The organism is Streptomyces sp. Y7, assembly GCF_043195415.1.
Taxonomy (GTDB): Bacteria; Actinomycetota; Actinomycetes; order Streptomycetales; family Streptomycetaceae; genus Streptomyces.
In genome coordinates this window covers 553,531-578,885 of sequence record NZ_JBIDDQ010000001.1, presented here as the reverse complement: position 1 = coordinate 578,885, position 25,355 = coordinate 553,531, and the positions used below count along the sequence as shown (strand labels likewise).

Annotated in this window: 23 protein-coding genes; 11 read left to right on the top strand and 12 right to left on the bottom strand. The window is 72.8% G+C overall.

Annotated elements, in window-relative coordinates; all coding sequences use genetic code 11:
• Nucleotides 1–274: 274 nt before the first annotated feature.
• Both ACGFW6_RS02335 and ACGFW6_RS02330 read left to right on the top strand, forming a co-directional pair.
• The gene (locus tag ACGFW6_RS02335) at nt 275–2,350 is read left to right on the top strand and encodes a SpoIIE family protein phosphatase (protein WP_393503675.1); all 2,076 of its coding nucleotides are present in this window, start codon (nt 275–277) and stop codon (nt 2,348–2,350) included.
• A gap of 188 nt (nt 2,351–2,538) precedes the next feature.
• The gene (locus tag ACGFW6_RS02330; RefSeq protein ID WP_393503672.1) at nt 2,539–2,997 is read left to right on the top strand and encodes a universal stress protein; all 459 of its coding nucleotides are present in this window, start codon (nt 2,539–2,541) and stop codon (nt 2,995–2,997) included.
• Nucleotides 2,998–3,008: 11 nt separating this feature from the next.
• Here ACGFW6_RS02330 and ACGFW6_RS02325 read toward each other — a convergent pair whose 3' ends face one another.
• The 10 genes from ACGFW6_RS02325 to ACGFW6_RS02280 form a co-directional block, all read right to left on the bottom strand.
• The gene (locus ACGFW6_RS02325) at nt 3,009–3,545 is read right to left on the bottom strand and encodes a gluconokinase (RefSeq protein WP_393503669.1); all 537 of its coding nucleotides are present in this window, start codon (nt 3,543–3,545) and stop codon (nt 3,009–3,011) included.
• Nucleotides 3,542–4,957 (bottom strand): glucose-6-phosphate dehydrogenase, encoded by a 1,416-nt coding sequence (locus tag ACGFW6_RS02320; protein ID WP_393503667.1) that lies wholly within the window; start codon nt 4,955–4,957, stop codon nt 3,542–3,544. Before ACGFW6_RS02320 ends, ACGFW6_RS02325 begins: the two co-directional genes overlap by 4 nt.
• Nucleotides 4,954–6,813: a glycoside hydrolase family 15 protein gene (locus tag ACGFW6_RS02315; RefSeq protein ID WP_393503665.1), complete on the bottom strand. Its 1,860-nt coding sequence runs from the start codon at nt 6,811–6,813 to the stop codon at nt 4,954–4,956. The genes ACGFW6_RS02320 and ACGFW6_RS02315 overlap by 4 nt, the downstream gene beginning before the upstream one ends.
• A 376-nt stretch (nt 6,814–7,189) precedes the next feature.
• A complete protein-coding gene (locus ACGFW6_RS02310) occupies nt 7,190–7,738 on the bottom strand; it encodes a DUF1062 domain-containing protein (protein WP_393503662.1) in 549 nt (182 codons plus the stop codon).
• 259 nt (nt 7,739–7,997) lie between these two features.
• Entirely contained in the window at nt 7,998–9,479 is a 1,482-nt protein-coding gene (locus tag ACGFW6_RS02305; protein WP_393503659.1) for an aminotransferase class I/II-fold pyridoxal phosphate-dependent enzyme, read from the bottom strand.
• A 105-nt stretch (nt 9,480–9,584) separates the two neighbouring features.
• Nucleotides 9,585–10,604 carry an iron-containing redox enzyme family protein gene (locus tag ACGFW6_RS02300; RefSeq protein WP_393503656.1) on the bottom strand — a complete coding sequence of 340 codons (1,020 nt, stop codon included), beginning with the start codon at nt 10,602–10,604 and terminating at the stop codon, nt 9,585–9,587.
• Entirely contained in the window at nt 10,601–10,822 is a 222-nt protein-coding gene (locus ACGFW6_RS02295; protein ID WP_393503654.1) for a CDGSH iron-sulfur domain-containing protein, read from the bottom strand. The genes ACGFW6_RS02300 and ACGFW6_RS02295 overlap by 4 nt, the downstream gene beginning before the upstream one ends.
• Nucleotides 10,806–11,483, bottom strand: coding sequence for a HemK2/MTQ2 family protein methyltransferase (locus tag ACGFW6_RS02290; protein WP_393503651.1), 678 nt, complete (start codon nt 11,481–11,483; stop codon nt 10,806–10,808). The genes ACGFW6_RS02295 and ACGFW6_RS02290 overlap by 17 nt, the downstream gene beginning before the upstream one ends.
• A 12-nt stretch (nt 11,484–11,495) precedes the next feature.
• Nucleotides 11,496–11,696, bottom strand: coding sequence for a hypothetical protein (locus tag ACGFW6_RS02285; protein WP_393503649.1), 201 nt, complete (start codon nt 11,694–11,696; stop codon nt 11,496–11,498).
• A 130-nt stretch (nt 11,697–11,826) separates the two neighbouring features.
• Entirely contained in the window at nt 11,827–12,012 is a 186-nt protein-coding gene (locus ACGFW6_RS02280; protein WP_393503646.1) for a hypothetical protein, read from the bottom strand.
• A gap of 290 nt (nt 12,013–12,302) precedes the next feature.
• On the opposite strand from ACGFW6_RS02280, the gene ACGFW6_RS02275 reads away from it, so the two are divergent.
• The 3 genes from ACGFW6_RS02275 to ACGFW6_RS02265 all read left to right on the top strand — a co-directional run bounded on the left by ACGFW6_RS02275 (nt 12,303) and on the right by ACGFW6_RS02265 (nt 14,542).
• Complete coding sequence (locus ACGFW6_RS02275) at nt 12,303–12,779, top strand: SRPBCC family protein (protein ID WP_393503643.1); 477 nt, start codon at nt 12,303–12,305, stop codon at nt 12,777–12,779.
• Between the two features lie 167 nt (nt 12,780–12,946).
• A complete protein-coding gene (locus tag ACGFW6_RS02270) occupies nt 12,947–13,471 on the top strand; it encodes a MepB family protein (RefSeq protein ID WP_393503641.1) in 525 nt (174 codons plus the stop codon).
• A 249-nt stretch (nt 13,472–13,720) separates the two neighbouring features.
• On the top strand, nt 13,721–14,542 hold the full coding sequence (locus tag ACGFW6_RS02265; protein WP_393503638.1) for a class I SAM-dependent methyltransferase: 822 nt from the start codon (nt 13,721–13,723) through the stop codon (nt 14,540–14,542).
• Nucleotides 14,543–14,771: 229 nt separating this feature from the next.
• Here ACGFW6_RS02265 and ACGFW6_RS02260 read toward each other — a convergent pair whose 3' ends face one another.
• Nucleotides 14,772–15,902 carry an FAD-dependent oxidoreductase gene (locus tag ACGFW6_RS02260; RefSeq protein ID WP_393503636.1) on the bottom strand — a complete coding sequence of 377 codons (1,131 nt, stop codon included), beginning with the start codon at nt 15,900–15,902 and terminating at the stop codon, nt 14,772–14,774.
• Between the two features lie 193 nt (nt 15,903–16,095).
• Between ACGFW6_RS02260 and ACGFW6_RS02255 the strand changes: the two genes are divergently transcribed.
• A complete protein-coding gene (locus tag ACGFW6_RS02255) occupies nt 16,096–16,530 on the top strand; it encodes a VOC family protein (RefSeq protein ID WP_393503633.1) in 435 nt (144 codons plus the stop codon).
• A gap of 69 nt (nt 16,531–16,599) precedes the next feature.
• Here the strand turns inward: ACGFW6_RS02255 and ACGFW6_RS02250 are convergent, their stop codons facing one another.
• Nucleotides 16,600–17,064 (bottom strand): winged helix-turn-helix transcriptional regulator, encoded by a 465-nt coding sequence (locus ACGFW6_RS02250; protein ID WP_393503630.1) that lies wholly within the window; start codon nt 17,062–17,064, stop codon nt 16,600–16,602.
• Between the two features lie 89 nt (nt 17,065–17,153).
• Between ACGFW6_RS02250 and ACGFW6_RS02245 the strand changes: the two genes are divergently transcribed.
• From ACGFW6_RS02245 to ACGFW6_RS02225, 5 genes are all read left to right on the top strand, one after another.
• A complete protein-coding gene (locus ACGFW6_RS02245) occupies nt 17,154–17,648 on the top strand; it encodes a PaaI family thioesterase (protein ID WP_393503627.1) in 495 nt (164 codons plus the stop codon).
• 155 nt (nt 17,649–17,803) lie between these two features.
• Nucleotides 17,804–19,306, top strand: a complete 1,503-nt coding sequence (locus ACGFW6_RS02240; protein WP_393503624.1) for a HEAT repeat domain-containing protein — start codon at nt 17,804–17,806, stop codon at nt 19,304–19,306.
• A 118-nt stretch (nt 19,307–19,424) separates the two neighbouring features.
• Complete coding sequence (locus ACGFW6_RS02235) at nt 19,425–20,411, top strand: hypothetical protein (protein ID WP_393503621.1); 987 nt, start codon at nt 19,425–19,427, stop codon at nt 20,409–20,411.
• 63 nt (nt 20,412–20,474) lie between these two features.
• Entirely contained in the window at nt 20,475–22,322 is a 1,848-nt protein-coding gene (locus ACGFW6_RS02230) for an HSP90 family protein (RefSeq protein WP_393503618.1), read from the top strand.
• Nucleotides 22,323–22,324: 2 nt separating this feature from the next.
• Nucleotides 22,325–25,285, top strand: coding sequence for a hypothetical protein (locus ACGFW6_RS02225; protein WP_393503616.1), 2,961 nt, complete (start codon nt 22,325–22,327; stop codon nt 25,283–25,285).
• The last annotated feature ends 70 nt before the right edge of the window (nt 25,286–25,355 follow it).

The following is a 25,355-nucleotide window of genomic DNA, read 5'->3' as shown; positions in this document are numbered from 1 at the left end:
GTGACCCCCGACGCCGGGACCCGGTCGCCCGTCCGAGAGGCGCGTGACCCCCGACGCCGGGACCCGGTCGCCCGTCCGAGAGGCGCGTGCCGCTCGACGCCCGGCCCCGGTCACTCCTCCGAGTCCGAGGCGCGTGGCCCTCGACGCCCGGCCCCGGTCACTCCTCCGAGTGGCGCTTCAGAGCCCTCCCGGAAGAATCGGAGGAGGGCCCATAGCGTGATGGAGGTGCCCGGCCGGGCCGGGACAGGTCGTCGGCGTGTGAGGGGAGCATGTCGTGCCGGGAGCAGAGCGGCACCCGGCGGGCGATGACGTCGCCCTGCCGCATGGCCCACGACACGCCACGTCCGCTGAACAGGCGCGGGGTCCGACGCTCACGGCGCTCGACGACGGCCTGGCCGTCGCACTCGTCGACCCGGCGGGCCGTATCAGCACGTGGACCTCCGAGGCGCAGGCGCTGACCGGCCACCACGCCTCCGAGATCGTCGGCCGCGATCTGTCCGTGCTCGCGGACGGCCCCGCCGCCGAAGGACGGATGCTGGTCGAACGGCTCGTCCGGGCCGGGGGTGGAGTCCGTACGGACTGGCTGCGCTGTTTCGACGGCAGCAGCCGCAGCGTCAGGTGGCGTGCCGTGCCTGTGCCGCTCGATGGCGGCACAGGACTGCTGGCCGTCGCCGGCCACGGCTCCCAGCCGCCCGACCGGTGCGACCTGGCGGCGACCGAGCTGCTGCTGCGTTCCTCACCGATCGGCCTGGCCGTCCTCGACAAGGATCTGCGATACCGCTTCGTCAACGACGCCCTCGCGCGTCTCAACGGTCTGCCCGTCGCCGCGCACCTGGGCCGCAGCATCCTGGACGTCCTGGACCTCCCCGATCCCCGGGCGTACGAGGAGATGCTGCGCCGCGTGACCGACGACGGCGAGACGATCGGCAACCTGCACGTGGCGGCGATCCGGCCGGACGGCACACCGTACGCGGGCGTGGGAACCCTCTTCCCGCTCCGGGACGCCGACGGCCGCATCGTGGGCCAGGCGGGCGTCGTGCACGACCTGGGCGGCACGCGGGCAGAACTGCTGGACACCGCCCGCAACCAGCGCCGGCTGGAGCTGCTCAGCCGGGTCGGCGCCGGCTTGAGCCAAGGGCTGGACGTCGCCGGCGTGGCGTCCCGGCTCACAGCGGTCTGCACCCCGGCCTTCGCCTCGACCGTCACCGTCGATCTCCTGGAGGCGGCAGTTCGGCGGGACGGGGACGCACGGATGCGCACGGTGCTGCGGGAGCACGGCCCGGACGGCTCCGACGGACCCCGCGTGCACCCGCTGGGCGCCGCCGCCGACAGCGGACTCGCCGCACCGGAACGGGACTTGCCGCCGTCCCGTGAGGCGTCGGTCCCGGTCGGTCGGTGCATCCGCTCGGCCGACGTCGTCGCCTTCCGCACCGGCGAGGAACACGAACAGGGGCAGCACGGAGTCGCTCTGCCGCTGCTGGCCGCCGGACAGGTCCTGGGGGCGATCACCTTCACCGGCCCCGACGGGTTCGGCACCGACGACGTGCTCACCATGCGTGACATCGCCGCTCGCACCGCCATGGCGATCGAGAACGCGCTGCTCTACCGACGGGAACGACTGGCCACACTGGTCCTGCAGCGCCGTCTGCTGCCCGCACGCCTGCCGGACATCCCTTGGGCGAAGTCGGCACACCGCTACCTCCCCGCCCAGGACGGGACCCTGGCCGGCGGCGACTGGTACGACGCCGTGCGGCTGCCCGGCGGGCGTATCGGACTGAGCGTCGGCGACGTCATGGGACACGGGCTGGGTGCGGCCGCGGCCATGGGCCGGTACCGCTCCTGCGCTCGCGCCCTGTTGGCTGTGGGCCTGGAACCCGGCCAGTTGCTCACCCGCCTGGACGGGCTGAAGGACGAGGCCGACAACGACCTGCCCGCCACCTGCGTCTGCGCTCTCTACGACGGGGCCACCGGGGACCTCCGGCTCGCGCTGGCCGGTCACCCGCCGCCCGTTCTGGTCCGCCCGGACGGGTCCGCGGACATCCTGTCGGCCGACCCCGGGCCGCCCATGGGCATGGGGCTCGACCACGTGTACGAGAGCACCCACTACGCCGTTCCGGCGGGCAGCCTGCTCGTCCTCTACACGGACGGCATGATCGAGGACCGCAGCACCTTCCTGGACCTCGACCAGGGAATCGCCATGCTGCGCCGGGCGGTTCACCACACCGGGACACCCCTGGACGAGATCTGCGACGCGCTCCTCGCCGTACGCCCCACCGGCTCGGAGGACGACGCCACCGTGATGGTCACGCGACTGGCCCGCCTCCAGCCCCGGGCTCGGGCCGACGACTGACGTCCTGCGCCCGACGGCCGCGCCGGATGCTCCACAGGGAGTCGTCGACATCCCACCGACCCTGCCGGCGGTGTGTCCTGACGTTCGATCGGCCCGCGCGTCCGTCTGGACCTCCCGGGCTGCGGGTGCGCCGGCGCCGGCATGAGGCTGGAGTCGCGGCCGTGCCGGGGTCGAGCTGAGGAGGAAGCGTGGGTGACCAGCGCGAGGAGACGGGACCCGTCGTCGTGGGGGTGGACGGTTCGGACTCGTCCAAGCAGGCCCTTCGCTGGGCCGTGCGGCAGGCGCAGTTGACCGGAGGCACGGTGGAGGCCGTGACGGCCTGGGACATCCCTCAGTTCCACGGATCGCTCGCCTGGCTGCCGCCGTCCAGCAGCGACGAAGGGGCCCTGGAGGCCCGGGCACGCCAAGAACTCGACGATGCCGTCGAGGACGCCGTCGGATCCCGGCCACCGGTGGAGGTGCGGACCGTCGTGCGCTACGGCACCCCGGCGAGCGTGCTGCTCAACGCGGCCCGTGAGGCGTCCTTGCTGGTGGTCGGCAGCCGGGGTCTCGGCGGATTCGCCGGGTTGATGCTGGGATCGGTCGCCCAGCACTGCGCCCAGCACGCCGCCTGCCCGGTCGTGGTCTTCCGTGAGGGGACGGATTAGGGCGTCATCCGTCACCCGTCGGTCGGCGGCGGCAGCAGGGCCAGGGCACGCGCGGCGACCGTTTCGGGCGCAGGCCCGGCGTCCAGTACGGCTCCGGGCTCGTCCGGGGCCAGGGGCTCCAGGGTCGCCAGCTGCGAGGCGAGGAGCGACTCCGGCATGAAGTGCCCGGTGCGGTGGCCGATCCGCTGCTCCAGCACCTCCTCACTCACCGTCAGATGGATGAAGAAGACCCGGGGTGCGGCCTCCCTGAGCATGTCGCGGTACTGCCGTTTCAACGCCGAGCACGCCACCACGCCGCCGCTGCCCGTCACGGCGTGCTCGTGCAGCCACCGGCCGACGGCCCGCAGCCAGGGCCGGCGGTCGGCGTCGTCGAGCGGGATGCCCGCGGACATCTTGGAGACGTTGCCGGGCGAGTGGAAGTCGTCCGCCTCCGCGAAAGGGATGTCCAGGCGCCGCGCCAGCAGACGCGCCACCGTGGTCTTGCCGGTGCCGGAGACACCCATCACCACGACGCACGGGCCGCTCGTCCCGGCGCTCCGCGACGTCACGGCGCCCCTCGGGGACGTGCGGTCGCCGCGCGACGAACGGACCCCGCACGGCCGTCCGGCCCCGGCCCGTCCGAACCGGCCGCGTACTCGTCGAGCGGAACGACCCCCCTCGACCAGGCGGACAGCACCGGCTCGAAGACCCGCCACGCCTCCTCGGCCTCGTCACCGCGGATGGACAGGGCCGGATCGCCGTTGAGGACGTCGAGCAGCAGCCTGCCGTAGGCGGGGAGTTCGGGCGGATCCATCCGCGCCGTCAGTTCGAGCGGGACGAAGGTATGGGCCCGGGAGCCGATGCCCGTGATGTCCAGGGTCAGGCCCTCCGGGTCGAGCCCGAAGAACAGCGAGTTGGGCAGCGCCACACCGCCGTGGCCGAACGGCAGGTGCGGGACGGCGCGGAAGTGCACGGCCACTTCCTTGCGATCCGCGCCGAGGGCCTTGCCGGTGCGGAGCCGGAACGTGGTGCCCGACCAGCGCCAGCTGTCGAGTTCCAGCTCGACCTCGGCGAAGGTCTCCGTCCGCCGCTCGGCGTCCACGCCCTCCTCGTCGGCGTACGCGCGGACGTCCCGGTCGCCGATCCGTCCCGCGAGGTAACGTCCGCGGCGGGTACGGCGTACGACGTCGTCCTCGGACAGCGGCCGGATCGACCGCAGCACATCGACCTTGCGGTCGCGCAGGTCGCGTTCGCCGAGGGTGATGGGCGGCTCCATCGCCACCAGGCAGAGCAGTTGCAGCAGGTGGTTCTGGAGCATGTCCTTGAGCGCGCCGACACCGTCGTAGTAGCCGGCCCTGCCCTCCAGGGCGAGGGTCTCGTCCCAGACGATCTCCACCTCGGCGATGTGGGTGCTGTTCCAGATGGGTTCGAGCACGCGGTTGGCGAGCCTGCTGCCGAGCACGTTCTGGACGGTCGTCATCGCCAGGAAGTGGTCGACACGGAACACCGACTCCTCCGGCAGGGTGTCGGCCAGCAGCCGGTTGAGCGCCACCGCGTCGGCGAGCTGTTCACCGAACGGCTTCTCCAGCACGATCCGGCTGCCCTGCGGCAGGCCCGCCCGGTGCAGGGCGGTCACCACGGACGGAAAGAGCGCCGGCGGCAGCGCGAGATAGACGGCCAGGGGCTCGTCCGTGGCGACGAGCGCCGCGACGTCGGAGGGGTCCGTGACGTCTGCCCGTCGGTAGTGGGTCGCGTCCACGACGGCCTGGCGTGCGTCGGCGGGGCTGGTGGCGCCGTGACGGTCGAGCTGCGTGGCCGCCCACTGCCGGAACCGTGCGTCGTCCTGCTCCTCGCGCCCGGCCGCGGTCAACCGGAAGCCGTCGTCGAGGTGCCCTGCCGCCCGCAGGGCCGCCAGGGCCGGCAGCAGGTAGCGCGCGCTGAGGTCGCCCGTCCCGCCGAGGACGATGAGATGGTTGATCATGACACCACCCCGGGCCGTGCGCCGGACCGCGTCCGCTCGCGTGCGCGCGCGAGGTTGACGCCGCTGGCGATGATCCCGATGTGACTGAACGCCTGGGGAAAGTTGCCCATGAACTCTCCTGTGGACGGGTGGATCTGCTCGGACAGCAGACCGAGAGGACTGGCCCGGGCGCACAGTGAGGCATAGAGCTCCTCGGCCTCGTCGACCCGGCCCTGCGCCGTCAGGTTGTCGACCAGCCAGAAGCTGCACAGGACGAACGCGCCCTCGTCGCCCGCCAGCCCGTCGGGTGACTCCTCGTGCAGATAGCGGTGGAGCAGGCCGCCGCCGGCCGAGAGGCGCTCCGCGACGGCCGCGCAGGTCGCCACCATCCGCGGGTGGTCCGCGGGCACGACCTCACGCAGCGGGAGGGCCAGCAGGCTGGCGTCCAGGGCGCCACCGCCGTCGAGATGGGCGCTCAGGGTGCGCGCGTCCTCGTCCCAGGACTGTTCCAGGATGTGCCGGCGCAGCCGTTCGGCCGACTCCCGCCAGTGCGCGACCCCGCCGGGCAGGCCGAACTGCTCTCCGATGGTCGCCGCCCGGTCCAGGGCCACCTGGCACATCGCCGCCGAGTACGTGAAGGTCCGGCCCTCGCTGCGGACCTCCCAGATCCCCTGGTCGGGCTGCCGCCACGCCTGCTCCGCGCTGTCGGCCAGCCGTGCCAGCCCGCCCCACAGCGCGGGCTGCACCTCCCTGCCGGTGCGCAGCCACTGGGCGGCGCAGTCCAGGATCTCGCCGTACACGTCGTGCTGACGCTGGTCGGTCGCGCCGTTGCCCCAGCGCACCGGGGCGGAGCCGCGATACCCCTCCAGCTCGGGGTCCCGCACCTCATCGGGTACGGGGAGCCCGTCGAGGTCGTACATGATCCGTGGTCCGTGGCTCTGCTCGAACGCGTCGAGGACCCAGCCGAGGAACGCGTCCGCCTCGCTTCCGAAGCCGATGCGGCGCAGCGCGAACACGGCGAAGGCGGCGTCGCGGATCCAGGCGTAGCGGTAGTCCCAGTTGCGGATGCCGCCGATGGGCGCGGGAAGGGACGAGGTGGGCGCCGCGACGAGTGCGCCGCTGGCCCAGTCGTCGCACAGTTTCAGGGTGATGGCCGAGCGCCGGACCAGCTCCTCCTCGGGGCCGGCGTACGCGAAGTGCTTCATCCAGCGCCGCCACGCGTCGGCGGTGTCGCGCAGCATCGCGTCCGCGTCGAACCGGTGGTGGCGGTGGAAGCGGCCCCAGGACAGGACGACGTCGAGCCGTTCTCCCTGTGTCAGGTCATGGACGCTGTGCGCGCCGGTGACGGGACGGTTGGAGCGGAGGTGCAGGCGCAGGTCCGGACGCCGTGCGGGGCGCAGTTCCAAGCCGCTGAAGAGTTCCCTCGTCCGGCCGCCCCCGCGCGGTTCCAGGTCGACGCGCAGTCGGACGTGCCCGTCCAGGACGACGGCCGACCTGACGAGTTCGCCGCGGCCGGCGGGCGCGTCGTCGGTGAGGTCGGCGCCGGACCGCACGACGAGCGCGTCGGTCAGGCGTACCAGCCCCGTGGCGCACCGCATCTCGGTGACCAGGACGCCGGTGTCGGGCTCGTAGTGCTGGCGGGCTTCCGTGAGGTCCTGCGGAGCCATGGTGAAGTGCCCGCCGCGGGCGTGGTCGAGCAAGCCGCAGAACACGGGCTCGGAGTCGAATCGCGGGAGGCAGAGCCACGGGATGGAACCGTCCGGACCGACCAGCGCCGCCGTCGCACCGTCACCGATGAGGCCGAGATCCTCCAACGGCAGGTACCCGTCCCGCCGTCGCGGCGGCCTGAAGGGCGTACCGAGACCGGATGCCTTCATCGACACCGTCCCTCCTGCTGACTCCCGAAATCCCGTCGTCCCGCGCCGGTGGTGGGTCGCTTCGCATCCGGTCTCACCATCTCAGAGGTGAAACTTGATCGCGATCGGTGACCGGAGGCGGGCGGCACCGTGGACGCCAGGGCGAGGACAGGAGCGAGCGCGATGCCGAGCACAGCGCGGGACTGCGTGGTCATGGGCATGCCCCCGGGCAGGGCGCATCCATTGCCGCGGACTCGCCGAACTGTTCGATCAAGCCGGCGCGGCGTATTTCAGCCAAGATCGTCCCGTACGGGGGACTTCCCTCGCCCTGGTCAGGGTCACCTTCCGGGCCCTGCCCGGCGGAGATCCGCCGGGCAGGGCCGCGCCGCGAGGACGGTCAGCGTTTGAGGGTGAAGGTGAAGTCGCCGGAGAGCTTGCCGGTGAGCCGGACCGCCGAGACGAGCTTTCCCTCCGCGATCAGGCGCTCGACCTCGGCGCGTGACAGACCGCAGCCCTCGGCGATCAGCCGTACCGGCCGGACGGGAACCCGCGCGGCGAAACGGACCGACACGTCGATCACCTCACGGTCCAGGTGATCCGATCCGCCGGTCTCCAGACGCCAGGCGTTGTCCCAGTCCAGCGCGATGTGGTTGCGGCGCCGCACGACCGGGTCCTGGAGCAGCTCGGCCGCCAGGCCGGGGTCGTTGGCGTGCATCCGGTCGAGCAACTCGGGCCGTACGGCGCGCACATGCATCCGCTCCAGGACCGTGAGCTTCGCCGTGTCCCCGCAGGAGGTGCAGAGTACGAGGAGCCAGGCGTCGAGGAGTTTGTGGTTCGCGTTGACGCGAAACTTTCCGTCGGCCCGGAAGCGCTCGGACGCGCAGGCGTGGCAACGGCGGCGAACGAGGGGCAGGCAGGTGGGCATGACCACCCAGCTATTGAGCACAGAAGTACACCGGTTCCAGTGAGAAGTCCGCAGCAGAAAGCAGCGCGGCGCGGCTTATGCGCGACGCGCGACAGAACAGCGCTCGGGAGGCCTCACACGGTGTACAACGGCACGTCCTTGCCTCGACGACTCCGGTCGGCAGCACGGTAGTTGGACCGTGCGGTGCCGTTCCACCGGTTTTCGGGCGCGGACCCTCTCGCCGGCCGGACGTCCGCGCCCTCACGCCCCGCGGAGCACCCGGACCCGCCCGGCGGACGCCTCAGGCGCCCGCGTCCTCCTCGACGACCCGCACCGTGTCCAGGTTCCGGTCGGCCGCGTCAGGGAGGAACATGCCGGCCCGTACGCCTGTCGTCAGGTACTCCAGCACCGGCTTCGTCAGGCGTTCGCCGGGCAGGGCGACAGGGATGCCGGGCGGGTAGGGAGTGATCATCTCGGCGGCGATCCGGCCGGCGGCCTCAGCGACGGGGACGTCCGTGTGACGGTCGAAATAGGCGTCCCGGGGCAGCCGTACCTGCTCCAGCCGTAGGTCGGACGGGGGCGGGACGGAGACGGCGGGTGCCCTCCGCAGCCCGGAGGCATGGGCGGCGAGATCGCGCAGCGCGGCGACCAGGCGGTCCGCCGTCTCCTCGTCGTCGGCGTGGGTCAACTGGGCGCCGATGCGGCGGTGGTCGTTGAGGTGGATGTCGATCCGGTGGTGGGTGCGCAGCCAGTCGGCCGCCCGGTAGCCGCTCGTGCCCAGGGCGGTGGTGTCGATGACGACGGGCAGCGGGTCGAAGTCCGCCGCGAGCGCGGGACCGCAGAAGTCGTCCGCGTCGTTGACGTGGAACCCCTCGATGCCCTCGATGGCCTTGCGGGTGCGTGCCGCCAACTCCAGTGCGCGGCCCATGAGTTCGTGGCCCTGCTGTGCCATCTGGCGGCGCCAGGCGTCGATGCCGGCGTAGATCAGGACGTTGGGGCTGGTCGTGCCGAGGAGATCGGCCCGTGAGGCCAGTTCGGCGGGGTCGATGAGATCGCCCTGGAGGTGGAAGACGGAGCCCTGCTCCAGACCGCTGCCCATCTTGTGGATGCTGGTCACGCAGATGTCGGCGCCTGCGTCCATCGCCCAGGACGGCAGATCGTCGTGGAAGGGCAGGTGCGCACCCCAGGCCTCGTCCACGATGAGCGGCTTCCCGCGGCGGTGACAGACCTCGGCGATGCCCGTGAGGTCGGCCGCGGAGCCGTAGGGCGTGGGGCTGGTGACGAGAGCCCCGTCGGCGTCGGGATGGGCGGTGAACGCCGCTTCGTACGCGGCCGCGGAGGGCGGGTGGGCCAGGTGCCGGGCGGCGTCCCACCGGGGATCCACCCAGACCGGTTCGACGCCGGACAGGATGAGTCCCGCGATCACCGACTTGTGGGCGTCCCGTCCCACGAGCAGCCGGTGGCCGGGGCAGGTCACCGCCAGCATCGCCGCCTTCACGGAGAGGGAACTGCCGCAGGTCGAGAAGTACGTGTGCTCGGCGTGCACCGCGTCGGCCATCAGCGCCTCGGCCCGCTCCAGGACCCGGCTGCGGGCGTGCCGGTCGTCCAGTCCGCCGGTGGCCAGCACGTCCCCGAAGAAGACGGCGTCGCCCAGCACCGCCCGGGCACGCGGATCCGCGCCACGCGCCTGTTTGTGGCCCGGGGGAGTGAAGCCCAGGTGGTCGGAGTCGTGATAGCGGGCCAGCGCTTCGAGAACCGGAGTCTCGTCGTGGTTCACACCCATGCGCGCCGGGTTCCCCGCCCTCGCCCCGGCTATCGCGAGACCGGTCACTTCGTGTGCATGTCCATGAAGTGCCTGCGCGCCGGCGGCTCGGGGCCGATACCGGACTCAGGGCACCGGCGCCGGTGTGCGCAGCGCCGTCGCACCGGTCCGCCAGGCTTCCAGCAGCCCGGCCCCGAAGCGGTCCTCCAGATGCGTGGTCGCGCGGATCCCGAAGACCACGTCGCCCTCCAGGCCCGGTTCGTCCTCCAGGAGACCGTCGACCACGTCATGCCGTACGACCTGTTCGTGCACCGCGTCGGCCTCGACGTGCTCGGTGTAGAACCGCACCGCCGCCGGCCCGGCCCCCGCTCGGCGCATCGCTTCGGCGAGCCGCCGCGACGCGGGGGAAGAGGTCACCTCGACCGTCGCGAAGTGCCCGACCAGCGCGCCCCGCAGCGCCCGGTGCAGGCCGAACAGGGACATCAGATTGACGGTGGCGAGCATCGCGGCCGGAGCGGCGTCGACGTAGTGGCCGTACGCCGTGTCCAGGTCCAGGTCCGCCATGAGGTCGGCGAACAGTTCGGCGTGGATCTCCTCGGCACGGCCCGCGCCGAACTCGTCGAACTCGACGGCGACCATGCCCGCCTTGGCCCGCCCGCGGAGCCGGGGGATGACCCAGGCGTGCGGGTCCGCCTCCTTGAGGTGGTACAGGGAGCGCAGGGCCGCGTAGTCCCGCAGCTGCCCGAGGCTGCCCCGGTCACGGAGGAAGTGCGAGACGCTGCCGGATCCGTCGACCGGTTCGATCTGCAGTTCGTCCAGCGCCCGCACCGCCGTGTCGGTGGCGTCGACGGGCACGTCCTCGCGCAGCGCGCCCAGGAAGCGTCGCTCGATCGCCGAGCGGTGGGCCAGCAGTGCGCTGTCCCACTCCAGGTCGTCGGGCACGTCCTGGAAGCCCTCGTAGTGCAGTTCATAGAGGACGTACAGGGCGAGTTGCAGGTCGTCGCCGTACGCGGAACAGCGGTCCGGGGAGGGTGAGTCGGCGGGAGCCGATCCCCTCAACAGGGACAGGACGGCCGCGGACAGCGGACCGCGTGGCTCGGGCAGTGGCGGTGGCCTGCGCAGGGAGCGGGGGCGGGAGGGGCTCATGCCGGGCCGCCTTCGCAGGGTCGCCCGCCGCGGCGGCGATGACTGGTGTCGCACCAGGGGAACATGCGGCTGCGGCGGCAGGTGCAGATGGCCACGGCGAAGCGCTGAGAGACGGTCACCTCGCCGTTCTCGTCCACCACTTCCACCGGCCCCTCGATGAGCAGGGGGCCGTCGCGCCGGACGCGAATCCGGCGGGGTCGTTCAGGCGTGTTCGGCACGGATCACCACCAGCTCCTCCGTCGTGTCGTCCCCCGCCAGCCCCCGCTCGCGCATCCAGCCGAGGCGCGAGTGCAGCACATGGCCGAAAGGGAGGCGGAAACGGTCGACGACCTCCGCGCGCAGACCGGCCTTCGCGAGGCGGGCGCGCGTGGCGTCGATGCCGCACAGGTGCGAGTGCACGATCAGCAGGGTTCCTGAGGGCCGCAGGACCCTCGGAGCGCTGTCGCAGATACGGTCGATCAGCGCGCGGCCGTCCGGACCGGCGTCCCAGGCCCGCGCGATCCCACGCGGCGGAGCCTGGCCCGGGGCCGGTACATAGGGCGGGTTGGCGAGCACCAGATCGAAGCTGCGGCCCGGGACCGCCGCGACCAGGTCGCCGTGGCGTACGCGCAGGCTCCGGCCGTTCAGCAGGCCGTTGAACCAGGCGACGGCGAGGGCCCGCCGGGAGATGTCGACCGCGGTGACGCGGCCGCCGAGACGGGCCGCCTCGATCGCCAGCAGCCCGCTGCCCGTGCCCAGATCCAGTACGTCCGTCCGGTTCGTGATCGCCTCGCGGCGCAGTGCCTGCCGCAGCAGCCGCGTGTCGGTCTGGGGCGGATAGACACCCCGGGGGACCCAGCAGCGCGGCGGGGCGGGGGCGGTTCGACAGTCCAGGGTCATCGGTGTCCCCCGTCAGGCCGGTGCCTTCAGCGGCAGGGCCGCGAGGGCCACGGCCACTCCGTGCAGGGTGTCGGCCATCGCGCGTCCGGTGTCGTGCGCCCAGTCCCGGCCGCGCGCCTCCTCCCGGTGGTCGGGACCCGGTCCCGGCCCGAGGTGCCCGTGGAAGGTCTCGGGGGATTCCTTGAGGGTGCGGTTGATGGCAAGTGCTTTCACGGCTGCTCCGGTGTCGGGGGTTGCGCTGCGTGGATACGGACTCCCTGGTCGCAGCGCCCCACGAGTACCCGGTGGTCACAGACGTAACGTGCGCGAAGGCGTTGTGTCGGGGCTTCGGGCCGTGCCCGGGTCAGTCCTCGCCCCGCACGATGTTGCGCTCGGCGCCGGCGGGCGGCGAGGGCGTGGCACCTGGGTCCGCGACGGGGGCGACGCAAGTGCGGACGCGCCGGCCACTCAGGTGACGGGCCTTCGACCAGCCGGTCTCGGCCACGTGCAGGACATTGACGGTCTCGGTACTGACAGTGCGCGCGGTCACGGCGCTTCATCCACTCTCTGCGTTCAGAAAAAGTCGGTCCGCCGGACCCGGAGATGCGACATCCGACGGGCCGGCGATGAGAGGCCCGAGTTCCCGGTGGCCGCACCGGGAAACGCGGTCACCGGGTGCCGAGACCCGTGTCTCAGGGCCTGGGCGGCGCATTCTGTCCGTCGATCGCCGGTCGTGCTGATTCAGATCGCCTTCTCGGGTACCCGGGGCCCTGCACGCAGGGGGAGCGCCGCCCGGTCAAGTGCGGCCGACCCCCGTCAGGAACCGAGTGAGGAGGATCCATGAGCACGGTCAAGGAAGCCATCGAGGTGGACGTCTCGCTGCGCAAGGCGTACGACCAGTGGACCCAGTTCGAGGAGTTCCCGAACTTCATGGAGGGCGTCGACGAGGTCACACAGCTCGATGACCGGCACAACCACTGGATCACCAGTATCGGAGGGGTGCGGCGCGAGTTCGACACGGAGATCGTCGACCAGCTGGCGGACGACCGGATCACCTGGCGGACCGTCGACGGCGAGACCAGCCAGCGCGGCTCGGTCCGCTTCGAGCCCCTCGACGACATGCACACCCGCGTGGAGCTCACCATGGACGTCGAGCCCAGCGGCATGGCCGAGAAGGGCGCCGACGCCCTGGGCCTGATCGACCGCCGCGTCAAGGGCGACCTGCGCCGTTTCAAGGACTACGTCGAGAGCGGCGGAGCCGCCGCCGAGGGGTGGCGCGGACGCATCCGGCCCGAGAACCCGGGTTCGGTGCTCTGAACCTCTGACGGTGGGACGAGACACGCTGGACCAACACCATGATCAGGCCCCTCTCCCCGCAGCTGCTCGTCGCCGACCGGCCCTGACCACTCGGTGACGAGCAGCAGACGCCACGGCAGGGCCGATCCCGGGCCGGCGCGTGGCGGACGGGGTGGCACGATGAGTGGATGGTGACGGATCAGCCCTGGTCAGGGCTCCATGGAGACCTGCTCGCGGCGAAGACCCTGGTGTACGACCCGAGCGGCTTCACCTGCTCCCGGCCGGTGCCCGAGCCCGAGAGCGCCGAGTACGCGGCCCACGGGTTCACGCTCGACGGCCGGTCGGTGAGGTTCCGCGCGGCCAAGACCACGCCGACGAAGGTCGGCCAGTTCGTCACCGTGTGGCAGCGGTCCGCGCAAGGCCCGATCCGGCCCTTCGACGCCGAGGACGGAGTCGACCTCTTCGTCATCAGCAGCCGCGACAGCGGCTGCCTCGGACAGTTCGTGTTCCCCCGAGAGGTGCTGTGCCGGCGCGGCATCGTCTCCCGCGCCGGCTCCGGCGGCAAACGAGGTTTCCGCGTCTACCCGCCGTGGGTGACCACGACCAACCGCCAGGCGAGCAGTGCCCAGGCGTGGCAGACGGACCATTTCCTGCCCCTCGGGGACGGCGAACCCGTCGACGCGGCCCGCGCCCGAGCGCTCTATCACCCGTGAGGGGCGTGGAGCCTCTCGTGAGCCGCCGGTGACGCCTGCCGTGGCGGCCCTGGTCCGATCGGCGCAGGCTCGGCGCGCCTCGGGCGCCGGGGCGGTGGCCGGTGGAGGATCGGTGGGGCGACGGCTCCGGCAACGGGGCCCGGTTCGACCCACCGTGTGGAGAGGTACGGCCATGAAACTCCTCGACGACCCGCTGTACCGCCCCCTCGGGCACGACGACAGCCCCGGCGCCACGTCGGCGGCCAGGTGATGCCCGCCGCACGCGGGGCCACGCCGGGCGGCGGTCGCTACGGCGAGGCCGTCTTCCGCCCCGAACGGGCCGGCGAGGGCGAGCGGATCGACTTCGGCGCCCTGGCCTACGACGACGTCACCATGGCCAGGCTCAGGACACTGGGCGTGGGCCCGGGGTGGCGTTGCCTGGACGTGGGTGCCGGCACGGGCACGGTCTCCCGCCGACTGCTGGACGAGGCCGGGGTGGACGGCGTGCTCGCCGTGGACCGCGACGTGCGGTTCCTCGCCGAGCGTCCCGGGCTCGACGTGCTGGAGGCCGACATCACCTCCCCGGACCGCATCCCCGGCCGCTTCCGGCTCGTCCACGCGCGCTTCGTGCTGATGCACCTGCCGGAGCACCGGGGCGTGATCAACGCGCTCACCGAACTCGTCGAGCCCGGCGGGGTGTTGGTCCTGAGCGACGCGGTCGATCTGACCAGCGACCGGACGCCCGTGACGCCCTACACCACAGTGATGCGGGCGATGTGGGAGGGACTGCGGGCCACCATCGGCACCGATGTCTCCTGGGTGCCGTCGTACCCGCACCTGTTGCGCGCGGAAGGGCTGGAGGCCGTCGCCGCCGAGATCCATGTGCCGCCGCTGGTGCCGGGCAGCCCCATCAGCCGGTTCTGGGCGGACACATGGGAGCGCAGCCGCGCGGCGATGCTCGCCACCGACCTGGTCGACGACGCAACCGTCGACGCGGCGGTTCGCTACCTGGACTCGGACGAGTGTGCCGCGCTGTCCGCAGGCATGCTCACGGCGTGGGGCCGGAAGCCGGACGAGGAAGCCGGGCGCTGACGCCGGCCGGGGACGGGTGTTTGTCCCGAGCGGGCCGCGGCCGTGGGCGCGGGATCGCACGGGCCCGTGCTCGCCGTCCTGACCGATGACGGCGAGCGCGGTGTCCCGCTCGGCGCACGCCCGCCGGCAGCGGACGGTCAGTCCGCGTGGGCGGCCGTCGGGCGGGTGCGATGACGGTGCGAAGGGGGCAGGAGCCGTAAGGACAGCCCCGGTTCAGTGCGCGAGCGGGTCATCGGCCCTCCTCGGTGAACATGTCGATCAGGCCGTGGGCCGTGTTGTCCTGCGAGTCGATCCGATGGATCGCGGCATCCTCGGACGTGGCGACGTCGGCGCTGCGTGCGAGCATCACCTGCTCGTACTCGGTGAGCGCGGCCTCGATGTCGTCGGGGCGTGCCGCTATCGCCCGGCCGAGGTCGGCGCCGTCGAGCATGGCCAGGTTGGCGCCTTCGCCGTTCGGGACGGTGAGATGGGCGGCGTCGCCGAGCAGCGTCACCCCCGGCACCCGGTCCCACCGGTGCTCGGCCGGCAGGGCGTAGTGCGGGCGCAGGACCGGCGCGGTGTCGGTGTCGGTGATCAGCGCGGTGAGCTCCGGTGCCCAGTCGGCGAACTCGGCGGCGACGCGTGCGGTCGCCGCTGCGGGGTCGGTGAAGTCGATCGCGGCGAACCAGTCCAGGGGCTCGGCCAGCGCCACATAGATGTGCAGGGTGTCGCCGCTCTCCCGGTGGGCGAAGAACTGCCTGCCCGGCGAGGGCGCGATCATCGATCCGCCGCCCACGGTCTTGGCGGCGACGGGGTGCCGGGTGTCGGCGTCGTGGAGGTAGGTCTCGACCACGGACGTCCCCGCGTACTCGGGTGTGGCGGCGGACAGCAGCGGGCGCACCCGGGACCACGCACCGTCCGCGCCGACGAGCAGGCCGGTGACGGCGGTGCTGCCGTCGGCGAAGGCCACTTCGTGCCGGCCGTCGCCGAGGGATCGGGCGCCGGTGACCTTGTCCCCCCACCGGACGGTGCCGGCCGGGAGCGAGTCGATCAGCATCCGCCGCAGCTCCCCACGCATCACCTCGGGGCGTCCGCCGGTGCCGTCGTCCGCTTCCTCGAACAGGACGGTTCCGTCCCGGTCCAGGACCCGCATCGCCTGCCGGCCGTCCAGGACGATGGCGCGGAACGCGTCCATCAGCCCGGCCGCCTCGACGGCGAGCTGCCCGTTGTAGTCGTGGATGTCGAGCATTCCGCCCTGGGCGCGTGCCGAGGGGGAGGGATCGGCTTCGTGGACCGTGGCCGGGATTCCGTGCACATGCAGGACGCGGGCGAGGGTGAGACCGCCGAGTCCGGCGCCGATGATCGTGACGGGAGTGGTCATGGTGGCTCCTTCGGGTTCGGGCCGCCCGGTGTGTTCCGGTCGGCCGTCCCTGAAAGGTGCCAAGCCCCGTCGACGGGCCACCGATAGCCGACCGACAGCCCTGACAGATGACCGACGTGCCGACAGATGACCGACAGCCCTGCCGGTCAACGGTGCGGGCGGGGCCTCGGAGCGGCCCTGCTATCGTGCGTCGATGTCATCGGTCAAGCAGGTCCAGGTCACCTTCGACTGCGCCGAACCCGAGCGTGTCGCCCGGTTCTGGTGCGAGGTGCTGGGGTACGTCGTACCGCCGCCGCCGGAGGGGTTCGCCACCTGGGACGAGTTCAATCGCTCACTGCCGCCGGAGCGTCAGGACGCGGCGTTCGTCTGCATGGATCCCTCGGGTGCGGGCCCGCGCATGTACTTCCAGCGCGTACCCGAAGGCAAGGTCGTCAAGAACCGGGTGCATCTCGACGTCCGGGTCGGCACCGGTCTCGTGGGTGAGGAGCGCCTCGCCGCGCTCGAGGCCGAGTGCGCGCGCCTGGTCGCGCTCGGCGCGGTGCGCCTGCGACTGCTGCCTGCCGATGGAGTCGAAGAGTCGTGCATCGTGATGCAGGACATCGAGGGCAACGAGTTCTGCCTCGACTGAGCGTCCTCCGAGGCGGTCGTCCGGGAGGGGGCCGTCGCGTCGGCCCGTTCCCGGGCCGCGCCCGGCGGGTCACAAGGCGTGTGCCGTGGCGCCGGGCCGTGTGTAGGCCTCCCGTGGCGTGAGGGGCCCGTGATCGCCGGAGCAGACGACGACGGTCTCCACCGTCTCACCGCACTCACGGTGGCGGACCTCCAGGGGCGGCCCCTCGGGGTCGGCCGTGTAGCGGTCGCCCCACTGTTTCAGCGCGATCATCACCGGCCACAGATCCCAGCCCTTGCTGCTGAGCCGGTACTCGTGCCGGGTGCGGTGGCCCGCCTCGCGGTACGGGACGGTGTCCAGCACCCCGGCGGCGACCAGCTTGCGCAGCCGGTCCGCCAGCACCGCCTCCGACAGTCCCACGTGTCGGCGGAAGTCGTCGAAGCGGCGCACGCCGTTCATGGCGTCACGCAGAACCAGCAGCGACCACTTCTCACCGATCAGGTCGAGGGTGCGCTGCACCGTGCAGTTCTCGGTGTTCGTCTCCAGCCAGGTCATGCCTCATCCTAGGCTGGCTTCATCATTGACAGCCAGCTCTGCGTCCAGCTAACTTCGATTATTGAAGCCAGCCGGGGAGGAAGAGACGTATGACGAGGTCACGCACGTACGAGTGGCAGGATCCGGGCATCTCGGCAGCCGACGTCGGCCAGGAGAGCGGCCTCGACTTCCTGCGCGACGTGCTGAGCGGACGTCTGCCCGCCCCGCCCATCGCAGCGACCCTCGGCTTCACCCTCGAGCAGGTCGAGTTCGGTCACGCCGTCTTCGTCCTGGAGCCGGGGGAGGAGCACTACAACCCCATCGGCAGTGTCCACGGCGGCGTCTACGCCACCCTTCTGGACTCGGCGGCGGGCTGTGCCGTGCAGTCCGTGCTTCCGGCCGGCACGGGGTACACCTCGCTCGACCTGACCGTGAAGTTCCTGCGGCAGATCACCGTGGACACCGGCAAGGTCCGTGCCGTCGGCACCGTCCTCAACCACGGCCGCCGCACGGCCCTGGCGCAGGCCCAACTGCTCGACTCCGAGGACCGCTTGCTCGCACACGCCACCAGCAGTTGCATGCTTTTCCCGGTCTCGCCGAGCTGACGTCGGCGGCGAGCGGAGGGACCTGGGGGTTCGCCCCCATCAGAGGTGGACAGCGAGTGGCCGAGAGCCCCGGCCCCGTGATCCCGGACCCGCTTTCCTCGACCGGCCCGGTACAACCTCCGGCCCGCTCGCCGGTCTGACTCACCGGGGTGTTCATGGGCTCGGAACGACAGATCGCCTTCTTCCTGCGGGAGTTGGAGGACGGCGACACCTGGCGGCGTGCCGCCGCGGCGAAGGGGCTGGGCCGGATCGGGCGGGAGGAGCACGCCTGGGTGCTCGCCGGGTCGGCCGATGACCGAGCGGCGGAGGTGCGCGAGGCTGTGGCCGCGGGACTGGGACGGCTCGGGGTGGCCGGGGCGGGCCACGCGGTCCTTCCCGGCCTGATGGGCGACGAGGATCCCTGGGTGCGGCGCCGGGCCTCGCGTACCGCGATCCGGCTCGGGCTCGACGGCCCGACGGTCGTGGCCGCCTTCTCACGTCTGCTGCGCGACCCCGACCACCATCTTCGGATCAACGCGCTGGACGGCTTGCGGGCCCTGGGCGTGCCCGGTGACGTGCGCGCGCTCATGGAGCTTCTCGGCGACCCGGAGGGAGCCGTGTGGGGGCGCGCCCGCAGTCTGGTGTACGCCCTCCGCGATGACCCGGACGTCGGCGCGGAACTGGTCCGCACGGCCGAGCAGGGCGCGGTCGACGCCCGCGTGCAGGCTCTCCGACTGCTTCCTGAACGCTGGACGGAGCGCATCCTCGACGTACTGGTCGCGGGGTTGCGCGACGAGTCCGCGCAGGTGCGCAGCGAGGTGGCCGACCGCCTGATGCGCGTGGAGGACGCACGGGTCCAGGACGCCCTGGCCGCAGCGTTGGAGGCCGAACGGAACGCTGGATGCGCGGAGTTGTTGCTGCGCGGGCTCGCGGAGCGCGGCGACGAACGGCTGACCGGCCCGGCGATCCGTTGGCTCGGCCATGCCGACGCCGGAACCTCCGCGGCGCTCGCGCTGGGAGCCGCGGGAACACGGGCGGCCGCGCAGGCTCTGCGTACGGCCGTGACCGGCAGCGCGCTGTCCGGCCGTACACGTGGCGCGGCGGCGAAGGCCATCGGGCAGGCGGGGCGTTGGGACGCCGTATGGCTGCTGCTTCCGCTCCTGGACGACCCCGACGGCGAGGTGCGCGCGGGCGCCGTCGACGGCTTGGACATCCTGGTCGCCGAGGGGTTACGCCTCTGGGAACGTCATCCCGTGGCCCGCGCGTTGGTGGCGCACCTCGCCGCGGACCCGAACACGGTCCGGCAGACGCACAACGCGCTCATCGGCCTGGCGGAGGCGCTGCCCGGGCTCCGGCAGATCGTGGACCGGACCCCCTCGGCCGACGTCCGCGCCGCCGCGCTCTCGCTTCTCGACACGCACAACGCCACCGACGCGGACACCGGCCGGGATCTGCCGCGCTTCGTCCACGCCTTGGACGACCCCGACGAGGACGTTCGCCACCACGCCGCGGAAGGGCTGGCGCACTGGCTCGTGACCACCGGCAGACCGCCGCGCGACGAGCAGCGGCTCCGCGTCCGGCTCACCCGCCTCGCCTCGGACGCCTCGGCGGCGGAGACCCGCGCGGTGGCCGACGAGGCGCTTCGAGCGCTGGACGAGTGCCGTCCCTCCGGGCCGTGACCGGCGGGCGGACGGGGCAGGTCCGTGAAGCCTGGGTGAAAACCCTGTGGAAGCGGTGTCAGTCGTGCCGTTTATGCTGCCCCCCGATGATCACGCGGGACCCAGGGGAGGGCGCGGCATGTTGGGCAAGCTGTTCGGCAGGGGAGCGGAGAGACCGGCGACGGATCCGAACGTCATTCCGGCTCCGCGAAGGCAGCGGAACGGGACGTACACGCTCCGCGCGCTCGGGGACGCGCGGGTGCTCGCGCTGGTGGAGGCGGCCGACGCGGGTGAATGGGACGCGGTGAAGGCGGCACTGGCCCCCTTCGACCTCGGCCGCGACCACCAGGTCCTGGGCGAGCTCGCCGAGCTGGACGGAGTGCAGGACTGGATCGGCCGGGCCGTCGAGGAGGACAAGGAGCACCGGGCCACCGCCCTGCTCATCTCCGGGACCCGCCACGTCAGCTGGGGCTGGGAGGCCCGCACGGCCGCGCGGGCCGTCGACGTCACGCAGGAGCAGTGGCGGGTCTTCCACGAGCGGCTCGAGATCGCGGAGGAGCACCTGCTGGAGGCCGCCGAGCTGCGGCCGGACTGGGTCACGCCGTGGCGCCGCCTGCTCACCTCCGGCCGGGGCATGTCGCTGGGCCACGACATCACCCGGACCCGGCTCGACGCCGCGCTGCGCCGGGACCCCCTCGACCTGGAGAGTCACATCGAGTGGGTGTCGCAGCTGCAGCCCCGGTGGGGCGGTGAACCGGGGCAGGCCCTGGCGTTCGCCCGCGACGCCCTCGCCCGCACCCCGCAGGGTCACCGCCTCGGCTGTGTCGTCGCCATGGCGCACATCGAGGACTGGGTCGAGTCGGAGCGCGGGGACTGCCTCGAAACCCCGGAGATCCAGGCCGAGTTGCGCAAGGCGGCCGACCACAGCATCCTCCACCCCGCCTATGTGTGGGGGCCGGGCTGGCAGCACGACTTCAACATGTTCGCCATGGCGCTGTCGCTGGCCGGTGAGCGCCACACGGTCCGACGTGTCTTCCAGACGCTCGACGGTGCCTACACCAAGTGGCCCTGGGTCTACTTCGCGGATCCCGAGAAGCAGTTCGCCCGCCACCACCGCCGTGCCTGAGCACCCTCCGGCCCCGGTGCCGCCCACCCGCCACCCGTCGCTTCTCCCACCCCGGACTGCCCGATGACTCTGCACGACACCGCCGTGGACCCGGCCGGCGCCGACCGCACCTTCCAGGTCGACCTGCGCGGCCTCGTCGACCTCCTCTCCCACCACCTGTACTCCAGCCCTCGCGTCTACCTGCGCGAACTGCTCCAGAACGCGGTGGACGCACTGACCGCCCGGCACGGCCTGGAACAGACCGCACCCGCCGACGCGTTCGGCATCCGCCTGTACGCCGACGGCAAGGTCGTCCGCGTCGAGGACGACGGCGTCGGTCTCACCGAGGCCGACGTACACACCTTCCTCGCCACGATCGGCCGCAGCAGCAAGCGGGCCGACCGGATCGCCGAGCAGCGCGGCGACTTCATCGGCCAGTTCGGCATCGGCCTGCTCTCCTGCTTCCTGGTCGCGGACGAGATCCACGTCCTCAGCCGCTCCGCCCGCACCCCCGACGCCCCGGCCGTGGAGTGGCGCGGACGCGGCGACGGCAGCTACAGCGTCCGTACGCTGCCCGCCTCCGCCCGACCCCGACCGGGCACCACCGTGACACTGACCCCGCGCTCCGACGCGGGCGAGTGGACCCGCCCGCAGCAGGTGCACGCGCTGGCCCGGCACTTCGGCTCGCTGCTGCGCCACCCGGTGACCTTCGACGACGGCTCGGGCGGCCCGGGCGCCTGCGTCAACCCCGAACCGGCACCGTGGACACGGGGCTTCCCCACGCCGGGAGCCCGTGCCCGTGCGCTGGCCGCCTACGGCGAGGAGGTCTTCGGGTTCACGCCGCTCGACACCATCGAGCTGGACCTGCCGGCCGTCGGCCTGAAGGGCATCGCGTGCGTGCTGCCCGAAGCGGTGCCGGCCGGACGCCGCCACGGCCACCGCGTGCACGTCAAGGGCATGCTGCTGTCCGGACAGGCCGAGGAGATCCTGCCCGAGTGGGCGTTCTTCGTGCGCTGCGTCGTCGACGCGGAGAGTCTGCGCCCCACGGCTTCCCGTGAAGCGCTGTACGAGGACGACACCCTCGCCGCCGTCCGCGACGCCCTCGCCGAGCGGCTGCGCGCGTGGATCGCCCGTGCCGCCGCCAGCGACCCGGACCTGCTCGGCCGCTTCCTCCAGGCCCACCACCTGGCCGTGAAGTCGCTCGCCGTGCACGACGACGAGATCCTGCGGATGCTGCTGCCCTGGCTGCCGTTCGAGACCACCGACGGGCACACCACCCTCGACGAGTTCGCGCGCACCCACCGCACCGTGCTGGTGACGTCCAGCGTGGAGGAGTTCCGCCAGGTCGCGGCGATCGCCTCGGCCGCCGGGCTCGGAGTGGTCAACGGCGGCTACACCTACGACCGTGAACTGGTCCACCGGCTGCCCGAGATCAGGCCGGAGGTCAGCGTCGCCGACCTCGACCCGGCGACCCTCACCGCCCACCTCGACCCCGTCGACCGGGAAACGGAACTGGCGGCCGCGCCCTACCTGGCGCAGGCCCGCGACGCGCTCGCCGTCTTCGACTGCGACGTCGCCCTGCGCACCTTCCAGCCGGCCTCCGCTCCCGCGCTCCTCGTCGACAGCCGCGACGCCCGGCACGAGCGCACCCGCTCCCAGCTCGCCCGCGAACAGGAGGGCGGCCTGTGGGGCGACATCCTCGGCGCCCTGCGCCAGGAGGCCCCCAGGGCTCAGCTGATCCTCAACCAGCTCAACCCGCTGGTCCGCACCGCCGTGGCCATCGACGAGCCCGAGCTGGCGCGTACCAGCGCCGAAGCCCTCTACGGGCAGGCCGCGATGCTGTCCCGGCGCCCGCTCAGGCCGTCCGAATCCAGCCTGATCAACCGCTCCTTCCTCGACCTTCTCGCCCACGCCCTCCGCAAGGACAGCTGACGATGCCGACCGCACCCCAGACCACCGACGAGCTGTTCCAGGCGCTCCAGGAGAACGACCGGCGCCCCTACGGCCGCACCCGCACCGTCACGGCCGAGGAACTCGTCGACGCCGCCGAGCAGTTCGAGGAGCCCGTCGCGCTCGTCCACGCGCTCCTCGAACTCCAGGAGGCGTACACCTACGGCTCCGAACCCCGGAAGTCGCCGGTCGTCTTCGCCCGCCTGCTCAACCTCTTCGACGAGCAGCCCGACGTCTTCGACGACCGCCTGCGGCACATGCTGTTCTGGCGTTTCAAGTGGGTGGGCCACGCCCTGCGCCAGCTGCCCGAGGTCCCGCTGACCGGGCTGCGCCAGTGGCTGACGGAGATGCGCGACCGGTACGAGAAGGCCGGCCTCGGACTGCAGCCCTACTACGGACAGGCCTACCAGCTCGCCGCCCACCTGGGCGAGGACACCGCCCTCGCCTACGAGCTGTGGGCCGGCCGCACCCGCACCCGGCTCAGCGACTGCGAGGCCTGCGAGATCTGCGAGCGGGCCCTGTACCACCTCGTCGCCGGCGACGACGAACGGGCGCTGAGCGTCTGGGAGCCCGTCCTGGCCGGGAAGGAGTCCTGCCAGGAGGAGCCGGCCCGCTCCGTGTCGTACGCGCTGCTGCCCCTGCTGCGCACCGGCCGCACCGACCGGGCCCGCGAGCTGCACCTCGCCGGCTACCGCGGCTGCCGCCGCAACCCGTCCATGTCCCGGGAGGTCGGACGGCACCTGGAGTTCTGCGCGCTCACCGGCAACGAGGCCCGCGGCCTGGAGCTGCTCGCCGAGAACCGGGTCCTGTTCGAGGAGGTCGACTCGCCGCTGGACCAGCTCGGCTTCCTCACCGGCGTGGAGGTCCTCCTCCAGCGCGTCGAGACCCTCGGCCGCGGCGAACTGCCCGCCGCCGGATACGCGGGCCGCACCTGGACGGTGTCCGGCCTGCGCGCCGAGGTACGCGGTCGCGCCGACGACCTCGCCGCCCGCTTCGACGCCCGCAACGGAACCACGGCCCACACCGACCGCCGCCGGGTACGCCTCGAGCGTGCCCCGCTCGTGGACTCCCTCGAACTGACCCTGCGCGCCCGCGGCCTCGACGACGTGACGCCCGTCGCGGCCGCCCCGGTCGCCGAGCCCACCGCCCGAGCCGCCGCCGTCCCCGACGCCCTGCCCGAACTCGTCCTCCGGGCAAGGGCCCTGGACGAGCAGGGGCACCCCGATGCCCGGGCCTGCTGGGCGCGGCTGCGTACGCTCGTCACCGCCCGGGACTACGTCCATCCCGACGACCCGGCCGTCGGCCCGCTCGTGCGGCTGCGCGCGGACCTGCTGGCCGAGGAGGCGAGCCGGGCGGGCGACAAGGACGAGTTCACCGTCGCCGCCGACCTCCACGAGGAGGCCGCGGCCCTGTACGACGACGCCGGGGAGCCGGGGCAGGCGGCGGTCTGCCGCGCCTGCGCCGTCCTCGCCACCGCCGAGAACGCCACGGAGGGCGCGGACGCGGCGGAGGCACAGGCCGGTGACGGCGCCGAGGCGAAGGTCGCCGCGCTGACCGCCGCCCACGCCGCCATGGTCCGCCTGCACGAGGAGACGCCGGGCCTCACCCCGTTCCAGGAGGCCCGCCTGCTGCGCCTGCGGGCCACCGCACTCGGCCTGCGCCTCCAGACGTCCAGGAGCGAGGAGCACGCAGCGCCCGTGTTCGCCGAAGTGGACCTGCTGCACGCGTTCGCCGCCCGGCACGACATCGACGTACAGGTCTCCGGCGCCCTGCTGCTGCGGACCAGCACGCACGCTCTCTCCGGCGACCTGCCCGCCGCGGTCACCGAGGTCGACGCCCTGCTCGACCGGCTGAAGACGCGGGGCCCCGCCTGGCATCTGCCCCGCACGCTCGGACTGCGTGGCCGGCTCCAGCTCGCGCTCCGGGACGCGCAGGCCGCCCAGGCGGACCTCGCCGAGGGCCTGCGACTGGCGGCCGACTGGCCCGCCGACGCCGTCGACACCGCCCGCCTGCACGGCGACCTGGCTGAAGCCGTCATGCACCTGGGCCGTCCCGACGAAGCCCTGCGCCACCTGACCCGCTGCGCCGAGCTGGAGCTCCGCGGCGGCAGCCGTACCGACGCGTACTGCACGTACAGCAACGCCGCTCAGCTCAGCCTCGACCTGGGCCGTGTCGAGGACTGCATAGCCCTGCTCGACTCGCTGCTCGCGGAGCCCGACGTGGCCGCCGGAGAACTCGACGACCGGCTCGTCGCCCAACTGCGCCTGACCCGCGCCCGCGCGCTGCACGCGGGCGAGGACCTCAAGGCCGCCACGGCGGAGTTCGTCGCCCTCGCAGCCGAGTCGGCAGGCTGGGACGACGACCCGGGCAGCCATGCGATGATCGCCGCGGAGACGGCCGTACTCCTCGGCGAGTCCGGCGAGTTCGGCCGCGCCCGCGAGGCCGCGGACCAGGCCCTCGCCGCCCACGCCCTGGCTCCGCGCTACGAGCAGCTCAGCAACTGCCTGCGCGAACTCGCCCGCCTCCAGGCCCAGCGACAGGGCCACGACGGCCTCGACGACGCGCGCGCCTTCCTCGACGACGCCGCCCGGGTCGCCGACGAGGCCCGCACCGCCGAGTACGAGGCTCAAGGCCGCTCCCTGGACACAGCCCTGGCCTACGAGCACGGTCGGGTGGCTGCCTACGCCGGCGAGTACGAGGACGCCCTCACCGCCCTGGACAAGGCCCTCGCCCTGCTCGGTGAGCCGGGCGAGGACGCCGACCACGCCGGAGAGTGGGCCGAGTGCATCCGGCTCGCGGGCGCGGTGGAGGGCCTCTACCTGGAACGCCCCGCGCCCGCCCTCGCCCGCCTCGACCCGGCGATCTCCCGGCTGACGGCCGCGGGCCACCGGCAGGAAGCGGAGTCGCTGGCCTCCCTGGCGACGCGGCTGCGCGACGAGGAGTGACGGGCCGGTGCCGGGGCGAGGTGTCCACCCGCCCCGGCACCCGGGTCCGTCACCCCAGAAGCCGACAGGG

Excerpts from the sequence above, each read along its gene's own strand:
- ACGFW6_RS02320 (WP_393503667.1), bottom strand. The coding sequence starts at position 4,957 with ATGATCAACCATCTCATCGTCCTCGGCGGGACGGGCGACCTCAGCGCG.
- ACGFW6_RS02315 (WP_393503665.1), bottom strand. The coding sequence starts at position 6,813 with ATGAAGGCATCCGGTCTCGGTACGCCCTTCAGGCCGCCGCGACGGCGG.
- ACGFW6_RS02305 (WP_393503659.1), bottom strand. The coding sequence starts at position 9,479 with ATGGGTGTGAACCACGACGAGACTCCGGTTCTCGAAGCGCTGGCCCGC.
- ACGFW6_RS02300 (WP_393503656.1), bottom strand. The coding sequence starts at position 10,604 with ATGAGCCCCTCCCGCCCCCGCTCCCTGCGCAGGCCACCGCCACTGCCC.
- ACGFW6_RS02290 (WP_393503651.1), bottom strand. The coding sequence starts at position 11,483 with ATGACCCTGGACTGTCGAACCGCCCCCGCCCCGCCGCGCTGCTGGGTC.
- ACGFW6_RS02275 (WP_393503643.1), top strand. The coding sequence starts at position 12,303 with ATGAGCACGGTCAAGGAAGCCATCGAGGTGGACGTCTCGCTGCGCAAG.
- ACGFW6_RS02270 (WP_393503641.1), top strand. The coding sequence starts at position 12,947 with ATGGTGACGGATCAGCCCTGGTCAGGGCTCCATGGAGACCTGCTCGCG.
- ACGFW6_RS02265 (WP_393503638.1), top strand. The coding sequence starts at position 13,721 with ATGCCCGCCGCACGCGGGGCCACGCCGGGCGGCGGTCGCTACGGCGAG.
- ACGFW6_RS02260 (WP_393503636.1), bottom strand. The coding sequence starts at position 15,902 with ATGACCACTCCCGTCACGATCATCGGCGCCGGACTCGGCGGTCTCACC.
- ACGFW6_RS02255 (WP_393503633.1), top strand. The coding sequence starts at position 16,096 with ATGTCATCGGTCAAGCAGGTCCAGGTCACCTTCGACTGCGCCGAACCC.
- ACGFW6_RS02250 (WP_393503630.1), bottom strand. The coding sequence starts at position 17,064 with ATGACCTGGCTGGAGACGAACACCGAGAACTGCACGGTGCAGCGCACC.
- ACGFW6_RS02245 (WP_393503627.1), top strand. The coding sequence starts at position 17,154 with ATGACGAGGTCACGCACGTACGAGTGGCAGGATCCGGGCATCTCGGCA.
- ACGFW6_RS02240 (WP_393503624.1), top strand. The coding sequence starts at position 17,804 with ATGGGCTCGGAACGACAGATCGCCTTCTTCCTGCGGGAGTTGGAGGAC.
- ACGFW6_RS02235 (WP_393503621.1), top strand. The coding sequence starts at position 19,425 with ATGTTGGGCAAGCTGTTCGGCAGGGGAGCGGAGAGACCGGCGACGGAT.
- ACGFW6_RS02230 (WP_393503618.1), top strand. The coding sequence starts at position 20,475 with ATGACTCTGCACGACACCGCCGTGGACCCGGCCGGCGCCGACCGCACC.
- ACGFW6_RS02225 (WP_393503616.1), top strand. The coding sequence starts at position 22,325 with ATGCCGACCGCACCCCAGACCACCGACGAGCTGTTCCAGGCGCTCCAG.